The following is a 16497-nucleotide window of genomic DNA, read 5'->3' as shown; positions in this document are numbered from 1 at the left end:
CCATCCGCGCGGATGGTCTGGACCCAAGGTTTGCTTGCCGGAAACAGGCGCGTGTTTCCTGGAGATCGCGTTCGGCATGCCCTTGCGGGGAGGCGGCTGCGCCGCTATACGCATGCGGCAACCGGCCGCTGGCCGTTCGCCGTGGCTTCGCGCCCGGCGGCGCGGCCCGCCGGATCTGGAATTCACGGATACCCGCGCCGGACCGCCGGTCCGGGCGCAACAGACCACAGGACAGCAGATTATGGCGATTGAACGCACCTTTTCGATGATCAAGCCGGATGCCACCAAGCGCAACCTGACGGGCGCCATCACGGCCAAGCTGGAAGAGGCCGGCCTGCGCGTCGTCGCTTCCAAGCGCGTGTGGATGTCCCGCCGCGAGGCCGAGGGCTTCTATGCGGTGCACAAGGATCGTCCGTTCTTCGGCGAACTGGTCGAGTTCATGTCCTCCGCGCCGACCGTCGTGCAGGTGCTGGAAGGCGAGAACGCCGTTGCCAAGAACCGCGAAGTGATGGGCGCGACCAACCCGGCCGATGCCGCCGAGGGCACGATCCGCAAGACCTTCGCCCTGTCGATCGGTGAGAACTCGGTACATGGTTCCGACGCTCCGGAGACCGCTGCCGAGGAGATTTCCTACTGGTTCTCCGAGACCGAGATCGTCGGCTGAGGCCACTCGTCTTCTCCGGCGGTTTGCCGCCGGACCTATCTGATATGCACAAGGCCGGCCCGCAAGCCGGCCTTGTTGCGTTTCAGGGGGCGGGCGCACCGCGGGGCGCCGGGGCTTGACAGGGCGGGGTGTGCCGATGACCTTGCCGATCCCCGCATTCCGTTTACGCAAGGTGGCTTGATGACCGCGCCCGTCCTGAAATCCTCCGCTTGCCCGCATGATTGCCCTTCCACTTGCGCGCTCGATGTGGAGCTTCTGGCCGACGGCCGGGTCGGGCGACTGCGGGGCGCGCGCGGCAATGCCTATACCGCCGGCGTGATCTGCGCCAAGGTGGCGCGCTATGCGGACCGGCTCTATCATCCGGATCGGCTGCTGACGCCGCTGCGGCGGGTTGGCGCCAAGGGGGAAGGACGGTTCGAGCCGATCTCCTGGGACGAGGCGCTGGATACGGTCGCCGAGCGCTTTCTCGCCGCCGAAGCCCGGCATGGGGCGGAGACGGTCTGGCCCTATCACTATGCGGGGACCATGGGGTTGGTGCAGCGCGATTCCATTCACCGATTGCGGCACGCCAAGGGCTATTCGCGGCAATTCGACACCATTTGCACCAATCCGGCCTGGACCGGGTTCATTGCCGGCACGGGCCGGCTTGCCGGCCCCGATCCGCGCGAGATGGCGCTGTCCGACCAGATCGTCATCTGGGGCACCAACCCGGTTTCAACCCAGGTCAATGTGATGACCCATGCGATGACCGCGCGCAAGAAACGCGGCGCGAAGATCATTGCCGTGGATGTCTATCGCACGCAAACGGTGAAGCAGGCGGACCTCGGACTTGTGCTCAAGCCGGGAACCGATGCGGCGCTTGCCTGCGCGGTGATGCATGTTCTCTTCCGTGATGATCTGGCCGACCGGGCGTATCTCGCCGCGCATACGGATTGCCCGCAGGAGCTGGAGGCGCATCTGGCGACCCGCACCCCGGAATGGGCGGCGGGGATCACCGGGCTTTCCACCGACGAGATCGAACAGTTCGCGGCCATGGTCGGCCGGACCAAGCGGACCTATTTCCGGCTTGGCTACGGCTTCACCCGGTCGCGCAACGGGGCGGTGTCCATGCATGCGGCCTCCTCGATCGCGGCCGTGACCGGCGCCTGGGCCGTGGAAGGCGGCGGGGCGTTCCACAACAACGGCGCGATCTATGAGCTGGACAAGAGCCGGGTGGAGGCGCCGGAGCTGTGCGACGGGCGCACGCGCCAGCTCGATCAGAGCCAGATCGGACGGATCTTGACCGGCGATGCGGCGGCCCTGCAGGGCGGACCGCCGGTGACGGCGATGCTGATCCAGAACACCAATCCGGTCTCCGTCGCCCCGGAGCAGGAGTTGGTGAAGCAGGGCTTTGCCCGGGACGATCTCTTCGTCTGCGTCCATGAGCAGTTCATGACCGAAACGGCGAAGATGGCCGATATCGTGTTGCCGGCGACCCAGTTCCTTGAGCACGACGACATCTACAAGGGCGGTGGGCACCAGTATCTGATCCTCGGACCGAAACTGACCGACGGCCCCGGCGAGACCCGGGAGAATCTCGTCGTTCTCAACGAGCTCGCCCGCCGGGTCGGTGCCGCCGAGCATCCCGGCTTCGAGATGGACGCCCGCGCCCATATCGACTGGATGCTGCAAGCCTCCGGTCTGGGCACGCTGGAGCGGATCGAGGCGGACCGCTGGATCGATTGCCAGCCGGATTTCGAGACCGCGCATTACCTCAAGGGCTTTGCCTGGCCGGATGGGCGGTTCCGGTTCAAGCCCGACTGGCCGAGCATTCCGGCGCCCAATGACGGGCCGATGGGCCCCTGGGCCGACCTTCCGGCCTTGCCCGATTTCTGGCCGGTGATCGAAGAGGCCGACGACGCTCATCCGTTCCGGCTGGTCACGGCGCCGGCACGGTCTTTCCTCAACACAACCTTCAACAACACGGCCGAATCCCTTGCCAAAGAAGGGAAACCGTCACTGATGATGCGGCCTGATGAGGCCGGACGGCTCGGTATCACGGACGGCGCGGCGATCCTGGTCGGCAACCGGCGCGGCGCCGTTCGGCTGCAGGCCCGGCTGTTCGACGGGTTGAAGCCGGGGGTGGTGATCGCCGAAGGCATCTGGCCGAACGAGGCCTATCCGGACGGTCGGGGCATCAACACGTTGACCGGCGGCGATGCCGTCGCGCCCTATGGCGGGGCCGCCTTTCACGACACCGCGGTGTGGGTGCGGTTGGCCTAAGCGCCCGCGCCTTTCGCCCGCCCGCGAATGTCAGGTGGTGTCCCGGGTCTGCCAGGCGCTGGGGCTCATGCCGGTGACGCGGGCGAACTCGCGGTTGAAGTTGGATTTCGTGTTGAAGCCGCTGGCCAGCATGGCGGCGGTGACGCTGTCGCCGGCCCGCAGGCGCTCACAGGCATGGGCGATGCGGAAGCCGTTCACATAGCGTGAGACGTTGTCGCCAGTGGCGCGGTTGATGGTGGCGGAAAGCTGCTTGGCCGGCACCTGCAGCCGGCGGGCAAGGCGCGCGAGAGTCAGGCCGGGGTCGAGATAAAGCGCGCTGTCGCGCAGCAGCGTATCAAGCCGGGCCATCAAGTCCTTTTCGGCGGCCGGGTCGCCCGTATCCGGACGCGGGGCTTGCGGGGCCGTGCGCTCTTCCGGTGCGCCGACGACGCTTTGTGACAGGCTGAGCAGGCCGATGCTGAAGAGGGCGGCGGAAGACAAGAGGCTGACGATCCAGGGCTGAAGCCAGCCCCGGCCGGTGGCGAGGGCAACGGCGATGAGCCCATCGCTGACCGCTGACAGGATCAGCGCGAGCGCAATGGCACTCCAGACGAGGCCGGGGAGAGGGCCGGTTTCAAGGCGCATCAAGGGCAGCCCGTCCGGCCCCTGCCGGAGCCGCAGCAGGATCGCCCCGCCATAGACCAGGAAGACCGCCGGGACGACCACATCCAGCGTGTCCGGTGCGAAGGCCATGCAGAAGGCGGTGAACACCGGCACGGCGAGATGGACGGCATCGCGCGCGAGATCGAAGCGGCGAATGGCGGTTGCCTGAAAGGCGACCCAGGCAAGCGGCGGGATCACCGTCGCCGTGATCGGCTGAACCGCCAACAGGGCGGCAATCCCGTAATGCTGATGCAGCGACACCACCACACCTTGCAGGGCGCAGATGGCGAGCAGCGCGCAAAAGAGGTACGGGCGGTCGCCGCTTAGCACGGCGCGTATAAACAGAAAGCCCAGAACGAGGGCAACGATCATTGGGATCGGCAGGGCAAGCATGGGCGGCCTTCGGTTGTTTCCGCTTGAATAGTCCGAAATCCGGTTTCGGGCGACCTGATACCGGTTTGAGGACGCCAAAATGATGGGATGGGGTTCTTTCGCTGGAGTTTTTTCAGTCGAAAGGATGTCCCGATGAAACGTCTTCTGCTTGCTGTCTCCCTTGCCTGCGGGTTCGCCCTGCCGTCCGCCGCCGCCGAGCCGACGATGGCGCCGATTGCCGGATACGACCGGCTGGAGATCGACGCGCCGCACCGGGCCCGGCCGCTCGACGCCTCCCTCTGGTATCCGGCGGGCCGGCGCACCTATCGCGGGCTGATCGGCGACAATGCAGTGTTCAAGGGGACGTCCGGGCTGGTCGGCGCGGCCATTGCCGAGGGGCGGTTTCCGCTCGTGGTGCTGTCGCATGGGTCCGGCGGCAACATGGATGCAATCTCCTGGATCTCGTCGGGGCTGGCGCTGCGCGGTGCCATGGTGCTTGCGGTCAATCACCCGGGCAGCACCTCCGGCGATTCCTCGCCGCGCCGCTCCTTGCGGCTTGATGAGCGTGCGGCGGATCTGACCGCCGCGCTGGATCACCTTCTGGCCGAGCCGGACTTCGCGGCCCATGTGGATGCCGCCCGCATCGCATCGCTGGGGTTTTCGCTCGGCGGAGCGACGGCGCTCAATCTGGCCGGCGCCCGGTGGGACCGGGAGGCCTATCGGGCCTATTGCGCGCGCATGGGCGATCTGGCCGAGGATTGCGCCTTCTTCGCCAAGGGGGGCGTGGATGTGGCGGCCCTGCCGGAAGGGTTTGCGGCGGACATGCGCGATCCGCGTATCAGCGCGGCCATCGCCGTGGATCCGGGCATGAGCTACGCGATCACCGAGGCGAGCGCTGCGGATCTCTCCATGCCGGTGCTGCTGATCAGCCTCGGGGAAAAGAACCTCTGGAAGGCGGCGGATGTCGGGCCGGCGGGAAGCAATCTCGCCGGACGTCTTGCAAATGCCCATCGCGTGGTGGTCAAGCCGGCGCATCACTTCACCTTCCTGGCCGAGTGCAAGCCGGAAGGAGCGGCGGTGCTGGCGGCGGAACAGGACGATCCGGTGTGCGACGATCCGGAAGGCACGGACCGCGCCCGGGTTCATGCCGAGATCATCGACCAGATCGCCGACTTCATGGGGCTGTAAACGCAAAGAGGCCGGGCGCGCATCGCCGCGCCCGGCCTCGCTTTGTCGGCGGCAGTAACTCAGGCGGCTTCCGGCAGCATGGCCGCTGCTCCGAATACCGTTTCCTCCACCCGGCGGACATAGGCGCCGAAGGCGGGGATCGCGGCGGCGTGCCGCTGCAACGGTGAGCGTAGTTCCGGACAGAGGATGTTGATCAGCAGCCCGGCCAGCGTTGCGTCAATGGTCGTCGGCCGGTCCGCGAGAAAGAATGGTTTGTCGTCCAGAACGGCGGCAATGGCATCGAGATCGCGGCAGCCGAACGCGTAGATCGCCTCAGGGGTGTGCCGGCCCAGGCCCTGATGATAGAGCGCCTGGCCCACGGTTTCACGCACCTGGGCGAGAACACCCGCCCGTGCCGGCTCGGGCAGGAAGCCCAGCACCTTGTCGCGCATCACAACTTCGTTCGCCGGTTCGATCCAGCGGCTGTAGACGAGGCTCCAGCGCAGGTGTTCCTCGGCCATGCGCCGGAAGGCCTCGGCGGTGGCCATTTCATAGGCGGTCAAGTCCCGGTCCGCATCGAGCCCGTGGTGCTGTTCCAGATGCTGCTGGATCAGCGAGCTGTCGGGAATGAGCCTGTCGCCATTCTTCAAGACAGGCACCTTGCCATGGGGCAGAAGGGCTTCTTCCGGCGCCACTTTGGTGTAGTCCAGCCCGGCAAGGGCGAGCAACGTTTCAGCCTTGTAGCCAAAGGGAGACAGGCTGCGCAGGCCGAAGGTGGAGGGAAAATCGATCAGGACAAGCATGGGGCGGCTCCCGGTGTGACGTTGCGATGGGCTTGTGATAGAGCAAGGCAACTGACAGCATGGTGTCAGCATGGGCCGGAGCGCCATGACGAAGCGGCAGGGAGATGGGAATGCGCCGGGCGGACAGGTTGTTGCAGATCATCCAGATCCTGCGTCGGTCACGGGGACCGGTCAGCGGCGGGGCGATGGCGCGCGAGCTGGAAGTGTCCTTGCGCACGCTCTATCGCGACATGGTGGCACTGGAGGCCTCCGGCGTGCCGGTGCGCGGCGAAGCGGGCATCGGCTATGTGCTGGAGGATGGCTACGACCTGCCGCCGCTGATGTTCACCGCCGAGGAGCTGGAAACGGTGATGCTGGGCCTGCGCATGGCCGAGGCCAAGGGCGATGCGGCGCTTGGCCGGGCCGCGCGCGATGCGGTGGCGAAGATTGCCGCCGTGCTGCCGGAGGGGCTGCGCGCCTCGTTCATCGATGCGCCGCTTTATGCGCCCTCGCCGGCGCCTGTGCCCGCCGACATCATTGATCCGTCGCTGCTGCGCGCGGCGCTGCGCAGCGAGCAGAAGGTCGAGATTCTCTATCAGGTGCCGGAGCGAGCCCCTGAGCGGCGGGTGGTGTGGCCCATCGTGCTGGCGTTTTTCGAACGGGCGCGGGTGATGGCAGCTTATTGCGAGCTGCGCCAGGATTTCCGCAATTTCCGCACCGACCGGATGCTGGAGCTGAAGGTGCTCGACAGCCGTTCGCCCCGGTCACGCAAGCGGCTTTACGCGGACTGGTGGCGTCAGGTCCGCGCCGGCGGGGAAGGGGGATCGAATGGGACCAAGAGCCCGGACCGGTCACCTCAGGTGTGACGGATCCGGGCCGGGAAGCAAAAAACGCGGAGGCTTCAGCTGTTGCTGGCGGGCGGGCTGATAAGTCGGTGGCTGGCCGCGTCGGAGGCCGTTTCGGCGGTCATCACCCGGTTGCCCTCGATCCGGGTCCGGTCGGAGGCAACGAGCGCCAGTGCGTGCGGGTAGATCTCATGCTCCACCGTCAGCACCCGGGCGGCGAGGGTCTCTTCCGTATCGTCATCCAGAACGGCCACGGCGCCCTGGACGACGATGGGCCCCGCATCCATTTCGCTGCGGACGAAATGGACGGTGGCGCCATGCAGCTTGCAGCCATCGGCCAGCGCCCTGGCGTGGGTGTCGAGCCCCTTGAAAGCGGGCAGCAGGGCCGGATGAATGTTGAGCAGCCGGTCGCGCCAGCGGTCGACGAACCAGGGGGTGAGCAAGCGCATGAAGCCGGCAAGGCACACGAGCTCGATCCGCGCCTCGCGCAGCACCGCGTCGAGCCGTTCCTCGAAGGCCTGGCGTCCGGAGAAGGCGCGGTGGGCGACGGTCTCGGTGGCGATCCCCGCAGCCTCTGCCCGCTCCAGCGCCGGTGCGCCCGGCACATTGGCGACCACCAGCACGATTTCCGCCGGATAGGCAGGATCGGCGGCAGCGGCGAGCAGCGATACCATGTTGCTGCCGCGCCCGGAGACGAGCACTGCCGTGCGTTTGCGAGCGGAAGAGGTCACAGGGCCAGCGCGCCGTCGAACACGACCGCGTCCTCATCCCCGTCAGAGGCTCCGGTCGCGCGCGCTTCCAGCGCACCGAGGCGCACGACGGTCTCGCCGGCTCCCTCAAGGGTGGCGGTGACCGCGTCGACAGCGTCGGCGGCGACCGCGACGACCATGCCGATACCGCAGTTGAAGGTGCGCAGCATCTCCGCTTCGGCCACGCCGCCAGTGCGGGCCAGCCACTGGAAGACTGGCGGTACGGAAATCGCGGCAAGGTCGATGCGTGCGGCAAGCCCCTCGGGCAGCACCCGGGGCAGGTTTTCCGGCAGGCCGCCGCCGGTGATATGCGCCAGCGCCTTGATGCCGGGACCGGCGGCGAGCGCTTCCAGCAGCGACTTGACGTAGATTCGGGTCGGTGTCATCAACGCCGCGCCGAGCGTGGTGTCGCCGGCGAAGGGGGCGGGGTCGGCCCAGCCGAGGCCGCTGCGCTCGACGATGCGGCGCACCAGCGAGAAGCCGTTGGAGTGAACGCCGGTGGAGGCGAGGCCGAGCAGCACGTCGCCCTCGGCAAGATCGCCGCGCGGCAGCAGGCGGCCACGTTCGGCCGCGCCGACGGCAAAGCCGGCCAGATCGTAGTCGCCGCTGGCATACATGCCCGGCATTTCCGCCGTCTCACCGCCGATCAGCGCGCAGCCGGCGAGGCGGCAACCATCGGCGATGCCCTTGACCACCGCCGTCGCCGTCTCCAGCTCGAGGGCGCCGCAGGCGTAATAGTCGAGAAAGAAAAGGGGTTCCGCGCCTTGAACGACGAGATCGTTGACGCACATGGCGACAAGGTCGATGCCGACCGTGGCATGCTGACCGCTGTCGATGGCAATCTTCAGCTTGGTACCAACCCCGTCATTGGCGGCGACCAGTACCGGATCGGAGAACCCTGCCGCCTTCAGGTCGAACAGGCCGCCGAAGCCGCCGATGTCGCTGTCCGCGCCGGGCCGGGCCGTCGCCTTGACATGCGGCTTGATGCGCTTGACGAGCGTATTGCCCGCATCAATATCCACTCCGGCGTCGGCATAGGTCATCCCGTTGCCGCCGGTTGTTGGCGCCTGGCTCATGATGTCGTCTCCAAGTCCCGATTTGGGCGGGCATACAAACACAGAAAGACCGGAATGCAAGAAAAACCGGGCGTCCTGTTCACAACCTTCGACCGTGTGACGCCGTGACCCTGCCAAACCTGATTACCCTGGTTCGGTTGGCCCTGGTGCCGCTGATCGTCTGGTTGATCGCTGAGGACCGGTTCGGACCCGCGTTCTGGCTGTTCGTTCTGTCCGGAATTTCGGACGGTGTCGATGGCTATATCGCGCGCCGCTTCGCGATGCAAAGCGCCTTGGGCGCCTTTCTCGATCCGCTGGCCGACAAGGCGCTGCTGCTGTCGGTGTTCGCAGCGCTCTATCTGTCTGGTCTGCTGCCGTTGTGGCTGCTGGTGGCGGTGGTGCTGCGCGATCTTCTGATCATGGGTGCCATCGGCCTGTCGGAGGTGATCGGTCGGCGGGTGACGATCAAGCCGCTCTTGATCGGCAAGGCAACCACGGTGATGCAGATCGGGTTGGCGGCAACCTTGCTCGCAAAGGCAGCGTTTACCATCGAGCTTCCCGCATTTGAAAACTGCCTGATGCTGGGGACCGGCGGCTTGACGCTCCTGTCCGGGGCTGCCTATCTGCTGAGTTGGATCCGGCATTTGCGAATGGCGGAGCGAAAGACCGGCTAACTTTGAGAACCGCCGGGCGCGCGCTGACGCCGGCACCGGCCATCGGAAAACTTGCGGGGACAGGCATCGTGTCGTTGAAACGGCAAATCTATTTCTGGCTGGGGTCGTTGGCGCTGTTCGCCGGCTTCATCTATCTGTTCAGCCCGATCCTGTTGCCGTTCATCGCCGGCATGGCGCTGGCCTATCTGCTCGATCCCATTGCCGATCGGCTGGAGCGCCTGGGCATGGGGCGGTTGCTGGCCACCGTGACCATCCTCCTGCTGTTCGTTGTCGCCTTCGCGCTGGTGCTGCTCCTGCTCCTGCCGGTGCTGGGCGGCCAGCTCGCCGGGTTCCTGGAGGCCATTCCCGGCCTTGTCGGGGCCTTGCAGACGCTGGTGATGGAAAACTTCGGCGATCAGTTGCGGGCCATCTCCGGCATTGGCGGCGAGGAGCTGAAATCGAGCGTCGGCACGCTGCTTGGCGAGGGCGCGGGCTGGATCGGCGGGCTCGTGAAATCGGTCTGGAGCGGCGGTCAGGCGCTGTTGTCGCTGGCCGCGCTGTTCGTGGTGACGCCGGTGGTGGCGTTCTATCTGCTGCTCGACTGGGACCGGATGGTCGCCCGGATCGACGGCTGGTTGCCGTTGCACCATAGGGAAGTCATTCGCGCGCTGGCCCGGGACATGGACAGGGCGGTGGCCGGCTTCGTGCGCGGGCAGGTAAGTGTCTGCGTTCTGCTCGGTCTGTTCTATGCCATTGGCCTTGCCGTCGTCGGGCTTAACTTCGGCCTTTTGATCGGCATCGGCGCCGGGCTGGTCAGCTTCATTCCCTATGTCGGCGCGACCCTTGGCCTGGTGGTCTCGCTCGGGGTGGCGCTGGTGCAGTTCTGGCCGGACTGGATGTCGATCGGGTTGGTGATGCTGGTGTTCGGCGCCGGGCAGTTTCTGGAAGGCAATGTGCTGCAGCCCAAGCTGGTCGGCGGCAATGTGGGCCTCCATCCGGTGTGGCTGATGTTCGCGCTGTTCGCCTTCGGCTATCTGTTTGGCTTCGTCGGCATGCTGATCGCGGTTCCGGCGGCGGCGGTGATCGGGGTGCTGACCCGGTTCGCCCTGGCGCAATACATGGCAAGTTCCCTCTACTATGGCCCGGGTGGCCGGCCGCTCGTGGAGGGCGATGAGGAGGGATCCGATGTCTGAGCGGGCCAATGGACCCCGGCAATTGCCGCTGGTGCTGCCGCATGAAGCGGCCCGGGGGCGGGAAGACTTCCTGCATGGCGCCTCCAACGAGGCGGCCTTTCGCTTCATCGATTCCTGGCCGAACTGGGCGGCGCCGGTCGCCATTCTCGCCGGTCCGGTGGGCGTGGGAAAAACCCATCTGGTGAATGTCTGGCACGAGGCCAGCGGCTGCGCGGTGATCGCCGCGTCCGATCTGACCGGCGACAAGGTGTCGGAACTGGTCGAGGCGGGAGCCGTCGCGGTCGAGGATGCCCATGAGGGGCTTGATGAGAACGCCCTGTTCCATCTGCTCAACGCAGCGCGCGAGCGCGGGGCGCTGGTGCTTGTGACCGCGCGCACCTGGCCGCGAAGCTGGGGGCTGAAGCTGCCGGATCTCGCGTCGCGCCTGCGCGCGGCAACGCCGATCGAAATGGCCGAGCCCGATGACGATCTGCTCCGCCGGGTGCTGGTCAAGCTGTTCGCCGACCGCCAGGTGTTCGTCGATCCGGCGGTGATCGAGTTCCTCGCCGTGCGCATGGAGCGCTCCATTGCCGCCGCGCAGGTGCTGGTGGATGCGCTTGATCGGGCGGCCCTGTCGGTGGGGCGCCGGATCACCCGGCCGTTGGCCGCCGAGGTGCTGGAAGCAATGGAGGGCGAGTCGCGGCAAGGCTAGGTGGCGGAGGCTGTGCATCGCACGCCGATCCGCCCCTCGGTCTTTTCGAATGAACGTCGAAAGAGGCGCGAATGCACAAATTTGCGTTCACATGAGCGCTGTTTTCCCGGAAACGACCGGAGCGATGCAAATCCGTCAAACCCGTCCTATAAGGTGATGGCCGAGCGGCGTTTTGAGGCGCCCGGCACGACGGCTGACAGGAGACAGGCATGAACGAGATTGACGCGCACGCACCGACCCCGGCGGAGAACGGCGAGACGGATGCGCATGAGGCCGTCTCGGATGCCGCCGAGGCGTTGTCGGGTCACCCCAGCCGGTTCATCAATCGCGAGTTGTCCTGGCTGCAGTTCAATCGCCGGGTGCTGGAAGAAGCGGAAAACATCTCGCATCCGGCGTTGGAGCGACTGCGCTTCCTGTCGATTTCGGCCAACAATCTCGATGAATTCTTCATGGTCCGCGTCGCCGGTCTGCGCGCCCAGCAGCGCGAGGGGGTGACCAACCGTTCCGACGATGGCCTGACGCCGACCGAGCAGCTTGAAAAGATCTCCGCCGCCGTGCTGGCGCTGCAAAGCGAACAGCAGGCGGTCTGGCTGGAAATGCGCAAGGTTCTGGCCAGCGAAGGGGTGGTCATCGTCGATGGGCCGGACCTGTCGGACAGCGACCGGCAATGGCTGCAGGAATATTTCCTGTCGCACATCTTTCCGGTGCTGACGCCGTTGGCCATCGACCCGGCGCATCCGTTTCCGTTCATCGCCAATCTCGGCTTCTCGCTGGTGCTGGAGCTGGTCGCGGAGAAGGGCGGGCGCGGCATGACCGCGCTGTTGCGCATTCCCAGCCAGGTGGAACGCTTCGTTCGGCTGCCGGCGAACGAGGCGGGCGAGGCCAGCCGTTTCATTCCCATCGAGACCGCCGTCGGTCTGTTCATCACCCGGCTGTTCCCCGGTTACGAGATTCGCGGCAAGGGGGCCTTCCGGGTCATTCGCGATTCCGATCTGGAAATCGAGGAAGAGGCGGAGGATCTGGTCCGGCTGTTCGAAAGCGCGCTCAAGCGGCGCCGTCGCGGCTCGGTGATCCGGCTGGAGATCGAGGCGACCACGCCGGCCTCCTTGCGCGAGTTCGTGGCCGAGGCGCTGGACGTCACCGCCGACGAGACCTTCCTGGTGAACGGGCTGCTGGCGCTCAACAACCTGTCGCAGCTCGTCTCCATCGACCGGGACGATCTGAAGTTCGAGCCCTATACACCGCGGTTCCCGGAGCGAATCCGCGAGCATGGCGGCGATTGCTTCGCCGCGATCCAGCAGAAGGATCTGATCGTCCATCACCCTTACGAATCCTTCGACGTGGTGGTGCAGTATCTGCGTCAGGCGGCGCAGGATCCGGATGTGGTGGCGATCAAGCAGACGCTCTACCGCACCTCCAACAACTCGCCGATCGTCAAGGCGCTGGCGGAAGCGGCCGAAAGCGGCAAGTCGGTGACGGCGCTGGTGGAGCTGAAGGCCAGGTTCGACGAGGAGGCCAACATTCGCTGGGCGCGGGATCTGGAGCGGGCCGGCGTGCAGGTGGTGTTCGGCTTCCTGGAGCTGAAGACCCACGCCAAGCTTTCCATGGTTGTGCGGCGCGAGCATGGCGAATTGCGCACCTACTGCCATATCGGCACCGGCAACTATCACCCCATCACCGCCCGCATCTACACGGATCTGTCCTATTTCACCGCCGATCCGCAGATTGGCCGGGAGGCGGCGAAGATCTTCAACTACATCACCGGCTATGCCGAGCCGGTGAAGCTGGAGAAGATGATGGTGTCGCCGGTCGCCCTGCGCCATGACATCACCGAGATGATCGCGGCGGAGGCGGACCATGCCCGGGCCGGGCGGCCAGCGCAGATCTGGATGAAGATGAACTCGCTGGTCGATCCGCAGATCATCGACGCGCTCTATGCCGCCAGCCAGGCCGGTGTGCAGGTGGATCTGGTCATTCGCGGCATCTGCTGCCTGCGTCCGGGCATTCCGGGCCTGTCGGAGAACATCCGCGCCAAGTCGATCGTCGGCCGTTTTCTGGAGCACAGCCGGATTTTCTGTTTCGGCAACGGTCACGGGCTTCCCTCGCCGAAGGCGGTCGTTTATATCGGCTCGGCGGATCTGATGCCGCGCAACATCGATCGTCGGGTCGAGGCGCTGGCTCCGTTGTTGACCGCAACGGTGCATGAACAGGTGCTCGATCAGATCATGGTGGCGAACCTGAAGGACAACCAGCAGAGCTGGCGTCTGCTTGCGGATGGAGGACATGAGCGGGTGAAGCTGTCGCGCGGCGAGAAGCGCTTCAACGCTCATCAGTACTTCATGACAAATCCCTCACTCTCCGGCCGGGGCAAATCCTTGCGCAACCATTCACCGAAATCTTTTGTGGAGCCCAGGAAGCGTGGCTGACAACACGCCCGGACGTGTCATCCGTGGCCGGCTGAACGGCAGCGGTCCCATCGCGGTTATCGACATCGGGTCGAACTCGATCCGCCTGGTCGTCTATGAGCGGCAAGCCCGCACGCCGACGGTCCTTTTCAATGAAAAGGTGCTCGCCGGGCTCGGTCGCGGTCTTGCCGCCAGCGGGCGCCTGTCCGATACCGCCGTGGAGATGGCGCACAAGGCGCTGGTGCGGTTTCGCCGGCTGTGCGATCAGCTCGGGGTCGACAATCTCAACATCCTGGCGACGGCGGCGACCCGCGACGCGGAAAACGGCGCGGAGTTCATCGACGGCGTGCAGGAGATCTGCCGGACGCCGGTGCGCCTGCTGTCGGGCAGGGACGAGGCGCGGCTTGCCGCGCTTGGCATTGTCTGCGGCATGTGGCGGCCCGATGGCATCGTTGGCGACCTTGGCGGCGGCAGCCTGGAGCTGGTTGAGCTGAGCGGAAGCACCATTGGTCGGGGCCAGACGCTGCCGCTCGGCGGTATCCGTCTGCAGGAAGAAGCGGGCGGCAAGCTGGCGCGGGCGCAAAAGCTCACCGATCAGGCGCTCTCGGGGGTGGAATGGCTGCCGGTCGGGTCCGGCAAGCCGTTTTATGCGGTTGGCGGCACCTGGCGTTCGCTGGCTCGTCTGCACCTGTTCCAGAACGGCTATCCGCTCAATGTCATGCATGACTATGCGATTGACGCGGAAGAGGCGATCGAGTTCTGCCAGATCGTCGCCCGGCGCAATCCGGACAGTCTCGACATGATCGACGTCGTCTCCCGCGCCCGCCGGCCGCTCCTGGCCTATGGCGCGACGGTGATGGAAAACGTGCTGCGGCGGAGCGGGGCGGACCGGGTGGTGATGTCCGCCCTTGGCCTGCGCGAAGGGCTGCTCTACGACCTTCTCAGCGAGGAGATCCGGGCGCAGGATCCGCTGGTGGAAGCGGCGCGGGAACTCTCGCTGCTCCGCTCGCGTTCGCCCGATTACGCTGAAGAGTTGGTGGTGTGGACCGACCGGCTGTTTCCCACCGTGGGGATCGATGAGACCGAGTATGAACGGCGGCTGCGAACCGCCGGCTGTCTGTTGTCGGACATCGGCTGGCGCGCCCATCCCGACTATCGCGGCGAGCAGAGCCTGAACATCATTTCCAACGCGGGCTTTGTCGGTATCGACCACGCGGGTCGGGCCTATCTGGCCCTGTCCGTCTTCTATCGCCATCAGGGGCTGATCGACGACAGTCTCAGCCCGCGCATTCGCGAGTTGGCGCATTCCCGGCTGAAGGAGCGCGCGCGGCTTCTGGGTGGCGCCCTGCGCCTCGCCTCGGTGCTGAGCGCCTCGGTCGATGGCATCCTGCCGCAGATCGGCATGGCGGTGGAGGAGGGCGAACTCGTCCTGCGTCTGCCGGGCGAGCTGGCCGCGCTGGAAGGCGAGCGCCTGAGCAAGCGGGCCAATCAGTTCAGCCGACTGCTCGGACTGCGCAGCCGCATCGAGGCGGTCATCTGACTGCCTTGCAAATCCGGCAGCCCCGCAAAACGGATGCGGCCGGCGTTTCCGCTGGCCGTATCTGAGGCAACACTTGCTGGTCGAGGCCTTCGAGAAGCGCCCTACTGGGCGGACGACCGCTGGCGACTGCGCCGCTTGCCGCGCGCCTTGGCGGGCTGCTCGCTGACGACCGGTTCGCCCTGTTCGACGGCGACGATCCGCCGGCCATTGAAGGCAAGCGCCATCTCGCCGCGCTTCAGCTTGAGCGCAACCTCGCCGAACAGCTCCCGGCGCCAGCCCTTCAGCGCCCCCACATCCGCCTCGTCGTCGGCGGCGATCTTTTCCAGATCCTCGACCGTGGCGATCACCTTGGCGGCCACCCCATGGGCTTCGCTGACGAGTTTCAGCAGCACCTTCAGAAGGTCGACCGCAGCGGCCGAGCCATCCGGCGCGGACCGGCCCTTGGGCACTTCCGGAAGCTGATCCTTCGGCAGATCGAGCGCCCGCTTGACGGCGGCAAGGATATCCTCCGCCGTGCGTGAGCGCTCAAAGCCGCGCGGAATGGTGCGCAGGGCGCCCAGGGCGCTGACCGTCGTCGGCTGTTGGGCAGCGATCTCGTAGATCGCGTCGTCCTTGATGATGCGGTTGCGCGGCACATTGCGCGAATGGGCCTCGCGCTCCCGCCAGGCGGCGACCTCCTGCAGCACGGCGAACTCGATCGGCTTGCGCACCCGGAGCTTGAGACGGCGCCAGGCGTTTTCCGGCTCGCTGCGGTAGGTGTCCTCGGAGGTCAGCACCTCCATCTCGTCACCGACCCAATGGGAGCGGCCCTGCTCGGCGAGATTCGCCTTCAGGAAGCTGTAGACCTCGCGCAGATGGGTCACATCGGCGAGCGCGTAGTCGAGCTGCTTGGTGGTCAGTGGCCGGCGCGCCCAATCGGTGAAGCGGGACGACTTGTCGATCCGCTTGTCGGTGATGCGCTGCACGAGCTGGTCGTAGGAGATCGAATCGCCGAAGCCGCAGACCATTGCCGCGACCTGGGTATCGAACACGGGGTGAGGGATGAAACCGCCGAGGTGATAGACGATTTCGATGTCCTGCCGGGCCGCGTGGAACACCTTGATGACGCTTTCATCGCGCATCAGGTCGAAGAACGGGGCAAGGTCAAGACCTTCTGCCAGCGCGTCGACGATCACCGCTTCTTCCGGGCTGGCCATCTGGACGACGCAGAGCTTCGGCCAGAAGGTGGTTTCGCGCAGGAATTCGGTATCGACCGTGACGAAGTCATGGCGGGCAAGACGTTGGCAAACGTCGGCGAGGTCGGAGGTGCTGGTTACGATCTGCATGTTGATCGCGACGTATATCCCAGCTTTTTCATCTTGTCGCCACGAAACCGCCATGAGCCTGCGGTCAGGCGGCAATTTCTTCTCAGCTGTGTCCTGGCTGCCAGACCGGGCAAGCGGTGTCCAAGTGGATCGACCGTGCCGTATCCTTGACT

Annotated in this window: 14 protein-coding genes; 9 read left to right on the top strand and 5 right to left on the bottom strand. The window is 66.1% G+C overall.

The features are described from left to right. Nucleotides 1-241: 241 nt before the first annotated feature. A complete protein-coding gene (gene ndk, locus IEV83_RS03070) occupies nt 242-664 on the top strand; it encodes a nucleoside-diphosphate kinase (RefSeq protein WP_181761517.1) in 423 nt (140 codons plus the stop codon). A 180-nt stretch (nt 665-844) separates the two neighbouring features. Next, entirely contained in the window at nt 845-2926 is a 2082-nt protein-coding gene (locus IEV83_RS03065; protein ID WP_181761516.1) for a molybdopterin oxidoreductase family protein, read from the top strand. 30 nt (nt 2927-2956) lie between these two features. Here the strand turns inward: IEV83_RS03065 and IEV83_RS03060 are convergent, their stop codons facing one another. Then, nucleotides 2957-3961 (bottom strand): helix-turn-helix domain-containing protein, encoded by a 1005-nt coding sequence (locus IEV83_RS03060; RefSeq protein WP_181761515.1) that lies wholly within the window; start codon nt 3959-3961, stop codon nt 2957-2959. A gap of 132 nt (nt 3962-4093) precedes the next feature. Here IEV83_RS03060 and IEV83_RS03055 point away from each other — a divergent pair, with 132 nt between their 5' ends. Further along, on the top strand, nt 4094-5128 hold the full coding sequence (locus tag IEV83_RS03055; RefSeq protein WP_181761514.1) for an alpha/beta hydrolase family protein: 1035 nt from the start codon (nt 4094-4096) through the stop codon (nt 5126-5128). A gap of 59 nt (nt 5129-5187) precedes the next feature. Here the strand turns inward: IEV83_RS03055 and IEV83_RS03050 are convergent, their stop codons facing one another. Further along, nucleotides 5188-5910, bottom strand: coding sequence for a glutathione S-transferase family protein (locus tag IEV83_RS03050; RefSeq protein WP_181761513.1), 723 nt, complete (start codon nt 5908-5910; stop codon nt 5188-5190). A gap of 110 nt (nt 5911-6020) precedes the next feature. Here IEV83_RS03050 and IEV83_RS03045 point away from each other — a divergent pair, with 110 nt between their 5' ends. Continuing rightward, nucleotides 6021-6755 carry a helix-turn-helix transcriptional regulator gene (locus tag IEV83_RS03045; protein ID WP_181761512.1) on the top strand — a complete coding sequence of 245 codons (735 nt, stop codon included), beginning with the start codon at nt 6021-6023 and terminating at the stop codon, nt 6753-6755. Nucleotides 6756-6790: 35 nt separating this feature from the next. Here the strand turns inward: IEV83_RS03045 and purN are convergent, their stop codons facing one another. Further along, nucleotides 6791-7465, bottom strand: a complete 675-nt coding sequence (gene purN / locus IEV83_RS03040; RefSeq protein WP_280513986.1) for a phosphoribosylglycinamide formyltransferase — start codon at nt 7463-7465, stop codon at nt 6791-6793. Then, nucleotides 7462-8559 carry a phosphoribosylformylglycinamidine cyclo-ligase gene (gene purM / locus IEV83_RS03035; RefSeq protein ID WP_181761511.1) on the bottom strand — a complete coding sequence of 366 codons (1098 nt, stop codon included), beginning with the start codon at nt 8557-8559 and terminating at the stop codon, nt 7462-7464. Before purM ends, purN begins: the two co-directional genes overlap by 4 nt. A 104-nt stretch (nt 8560-8663) precedes the next feature. Between purM and IEV83_RS03030 the strand changes: the two genes are divergently transcribed. The 5 genes from IEV83_RS03030 (at nt 8664) to IEV83_RS03010 (ending at nt 15020) form a co-directional block, all read left to right on the top strand. Then, complete coding sequence (locus IEV83_RS03030) at nt 8664-9212, top strand: CDP-alcohol phosphatidyltransferase family protein (RefSeq protein WP_181761510.1); 549 nt, start codon at nt 8664-8666, stop codon at nt 9210-9212. Between the two features lie 68 nt (nt 9213-9280). Continuing rightward, entirely contained in the window at nt 9281-10384 is a 1104-nt protein-coding gene (locus IEV83_RS03025) for an AI-2E family transporter (RefSeq protein ID WP_181761509.1), read from the top strand. Then, entirely contained in the window at nt 10377-11075 is a 699-nt protein-coding gene (locus IEV83_RS03020; protein WP_181761508.1) for an HdaA/DnaA family protein, read from the top strand. The genes IEV83_RS03025 and IEV83_RS03020 overlap by 8 nt, the downstream gene beginning before the upstream one ends. Before the next feature lie 209 nt (nt 11076-11284). Further along, a complete protein-coding gene (locus IEV83_RS03015) occupies nt 11285-13501 on the top strand; it encodes an RNA degradosome polyphosphate kinase (RefSeq protein WP_181761507.1) in 2217 nt (738 codons plus the stop codon). After that, entirely contained in the window at nt 13494-15020 is a 1527-nt protein-coding gene (locus IEV83_RS03010; protein ID WP_244628037.1) for a Ppx/GppA phosphatase family protein, read from the top strand. Before IEV83_RS03015 ends, IEV83_RS03010 begins: the two co-directional genes overlap by 8 nt. Before the next feature lie 101 nt (nt 15021-15121). Here IEV83_RS03010 and rnd read toward each other — a convergent pair whose 3' ends face one another. Further along, the gene (rnd, locus tag IEV83_RS03005; RefSeq protein WP_181761506.1) at nt 15122-16345 is read right to left on the bottom strand and encodes a ribonuclease D; all 1224 of its coding nucleotides are present in this window, start codon (nt 16343-16345) and stop codon (nt 15122-15124) included. Between the last annotated feature and the right edge of the window lie 152 nt (nt 16346-16497).

Source organism: Stappia taiwanensis, from assembly GCF_014635285.1.
Classification (GTDB): Bacteria; Pseudomonadota; Alphaproteobacteria; order Rhizobiales; family Stappiaceae; genus Stappia; species Stappia taiwanensis.
The sequence above is the reverse complement of the archived record's forward strand: the minus strand, read 5'-3'. Positions and strand labels throughout refer to the sequence as shown.

Coding starts and splice junctions, on each gene's coding strand:
- ndk (WP_181761517.1), top strand. CDS start 242: ATGGCGATTGAACGCACCTTTTCGATGATCAAGCCGGATGCCACCAAG.
- IEV83_RS03065 (WP_181761516.1), top strand. CDS start 845: ATGACCGCGCCCGTCCTGAAATCCTCCGCTTGCCCGCATGATTGCCCT.
- IEV83_RS03060 (WP_181761515.1), bottom strand. CDS start 3,961: ATGCTTGCCCTGCCGATCCCAATGATCGTTGCCCTCGTTCTGGGCTTT.
- IEV83_RS03055 (WP_181761514.1), top strand. CDS start 4,094: ATGAAACGTCTTCTGCTTGCTGTCTCCCTTGCCTGCGGGTTCGCCCTG.
- IEV83_RS03050 (WP_181761513.1), bottom strand. CDS start 5,910: ATGCTTGTCCTGATCGATTTTCCCTCCACCTTCGGCCTGCGCAGCCTG.
- IEV83_RS03045 (WP_181761512.1), top strand. CDS start 6,021: ATGCGCCGGGCGGACAGGTTGTTGCAGATCATCCAGATCCTGCGTCGG.
- purM (WP_181761511.1), bottom strand. CDS start 8,559: ATGAGCCAGGCGCCAACAACCGGCGGCAACGGGATGACCTATGCCGAC.
- IEV83_RS03020 (WP_181761508.1), top strand. CDS start 10,377: ATGTCTGAGCGGGCCAATGGACCCCGGCAATTGCCGCTGGTGCTGCCG.
- IEV83_RS03015 (WP_181761507.1), top strand. CDS start 11,285: ATGAACGAGATTGACGCGCACGCACCGACCCCGGCGGAGAACGGCGAG.
- rnd (WP_181761506.1), bottom strand. CDS start 16,345: ATGCAGATCGTAACCAGCACCTCCGACCTCGCCGACGTTTGCCAACGT.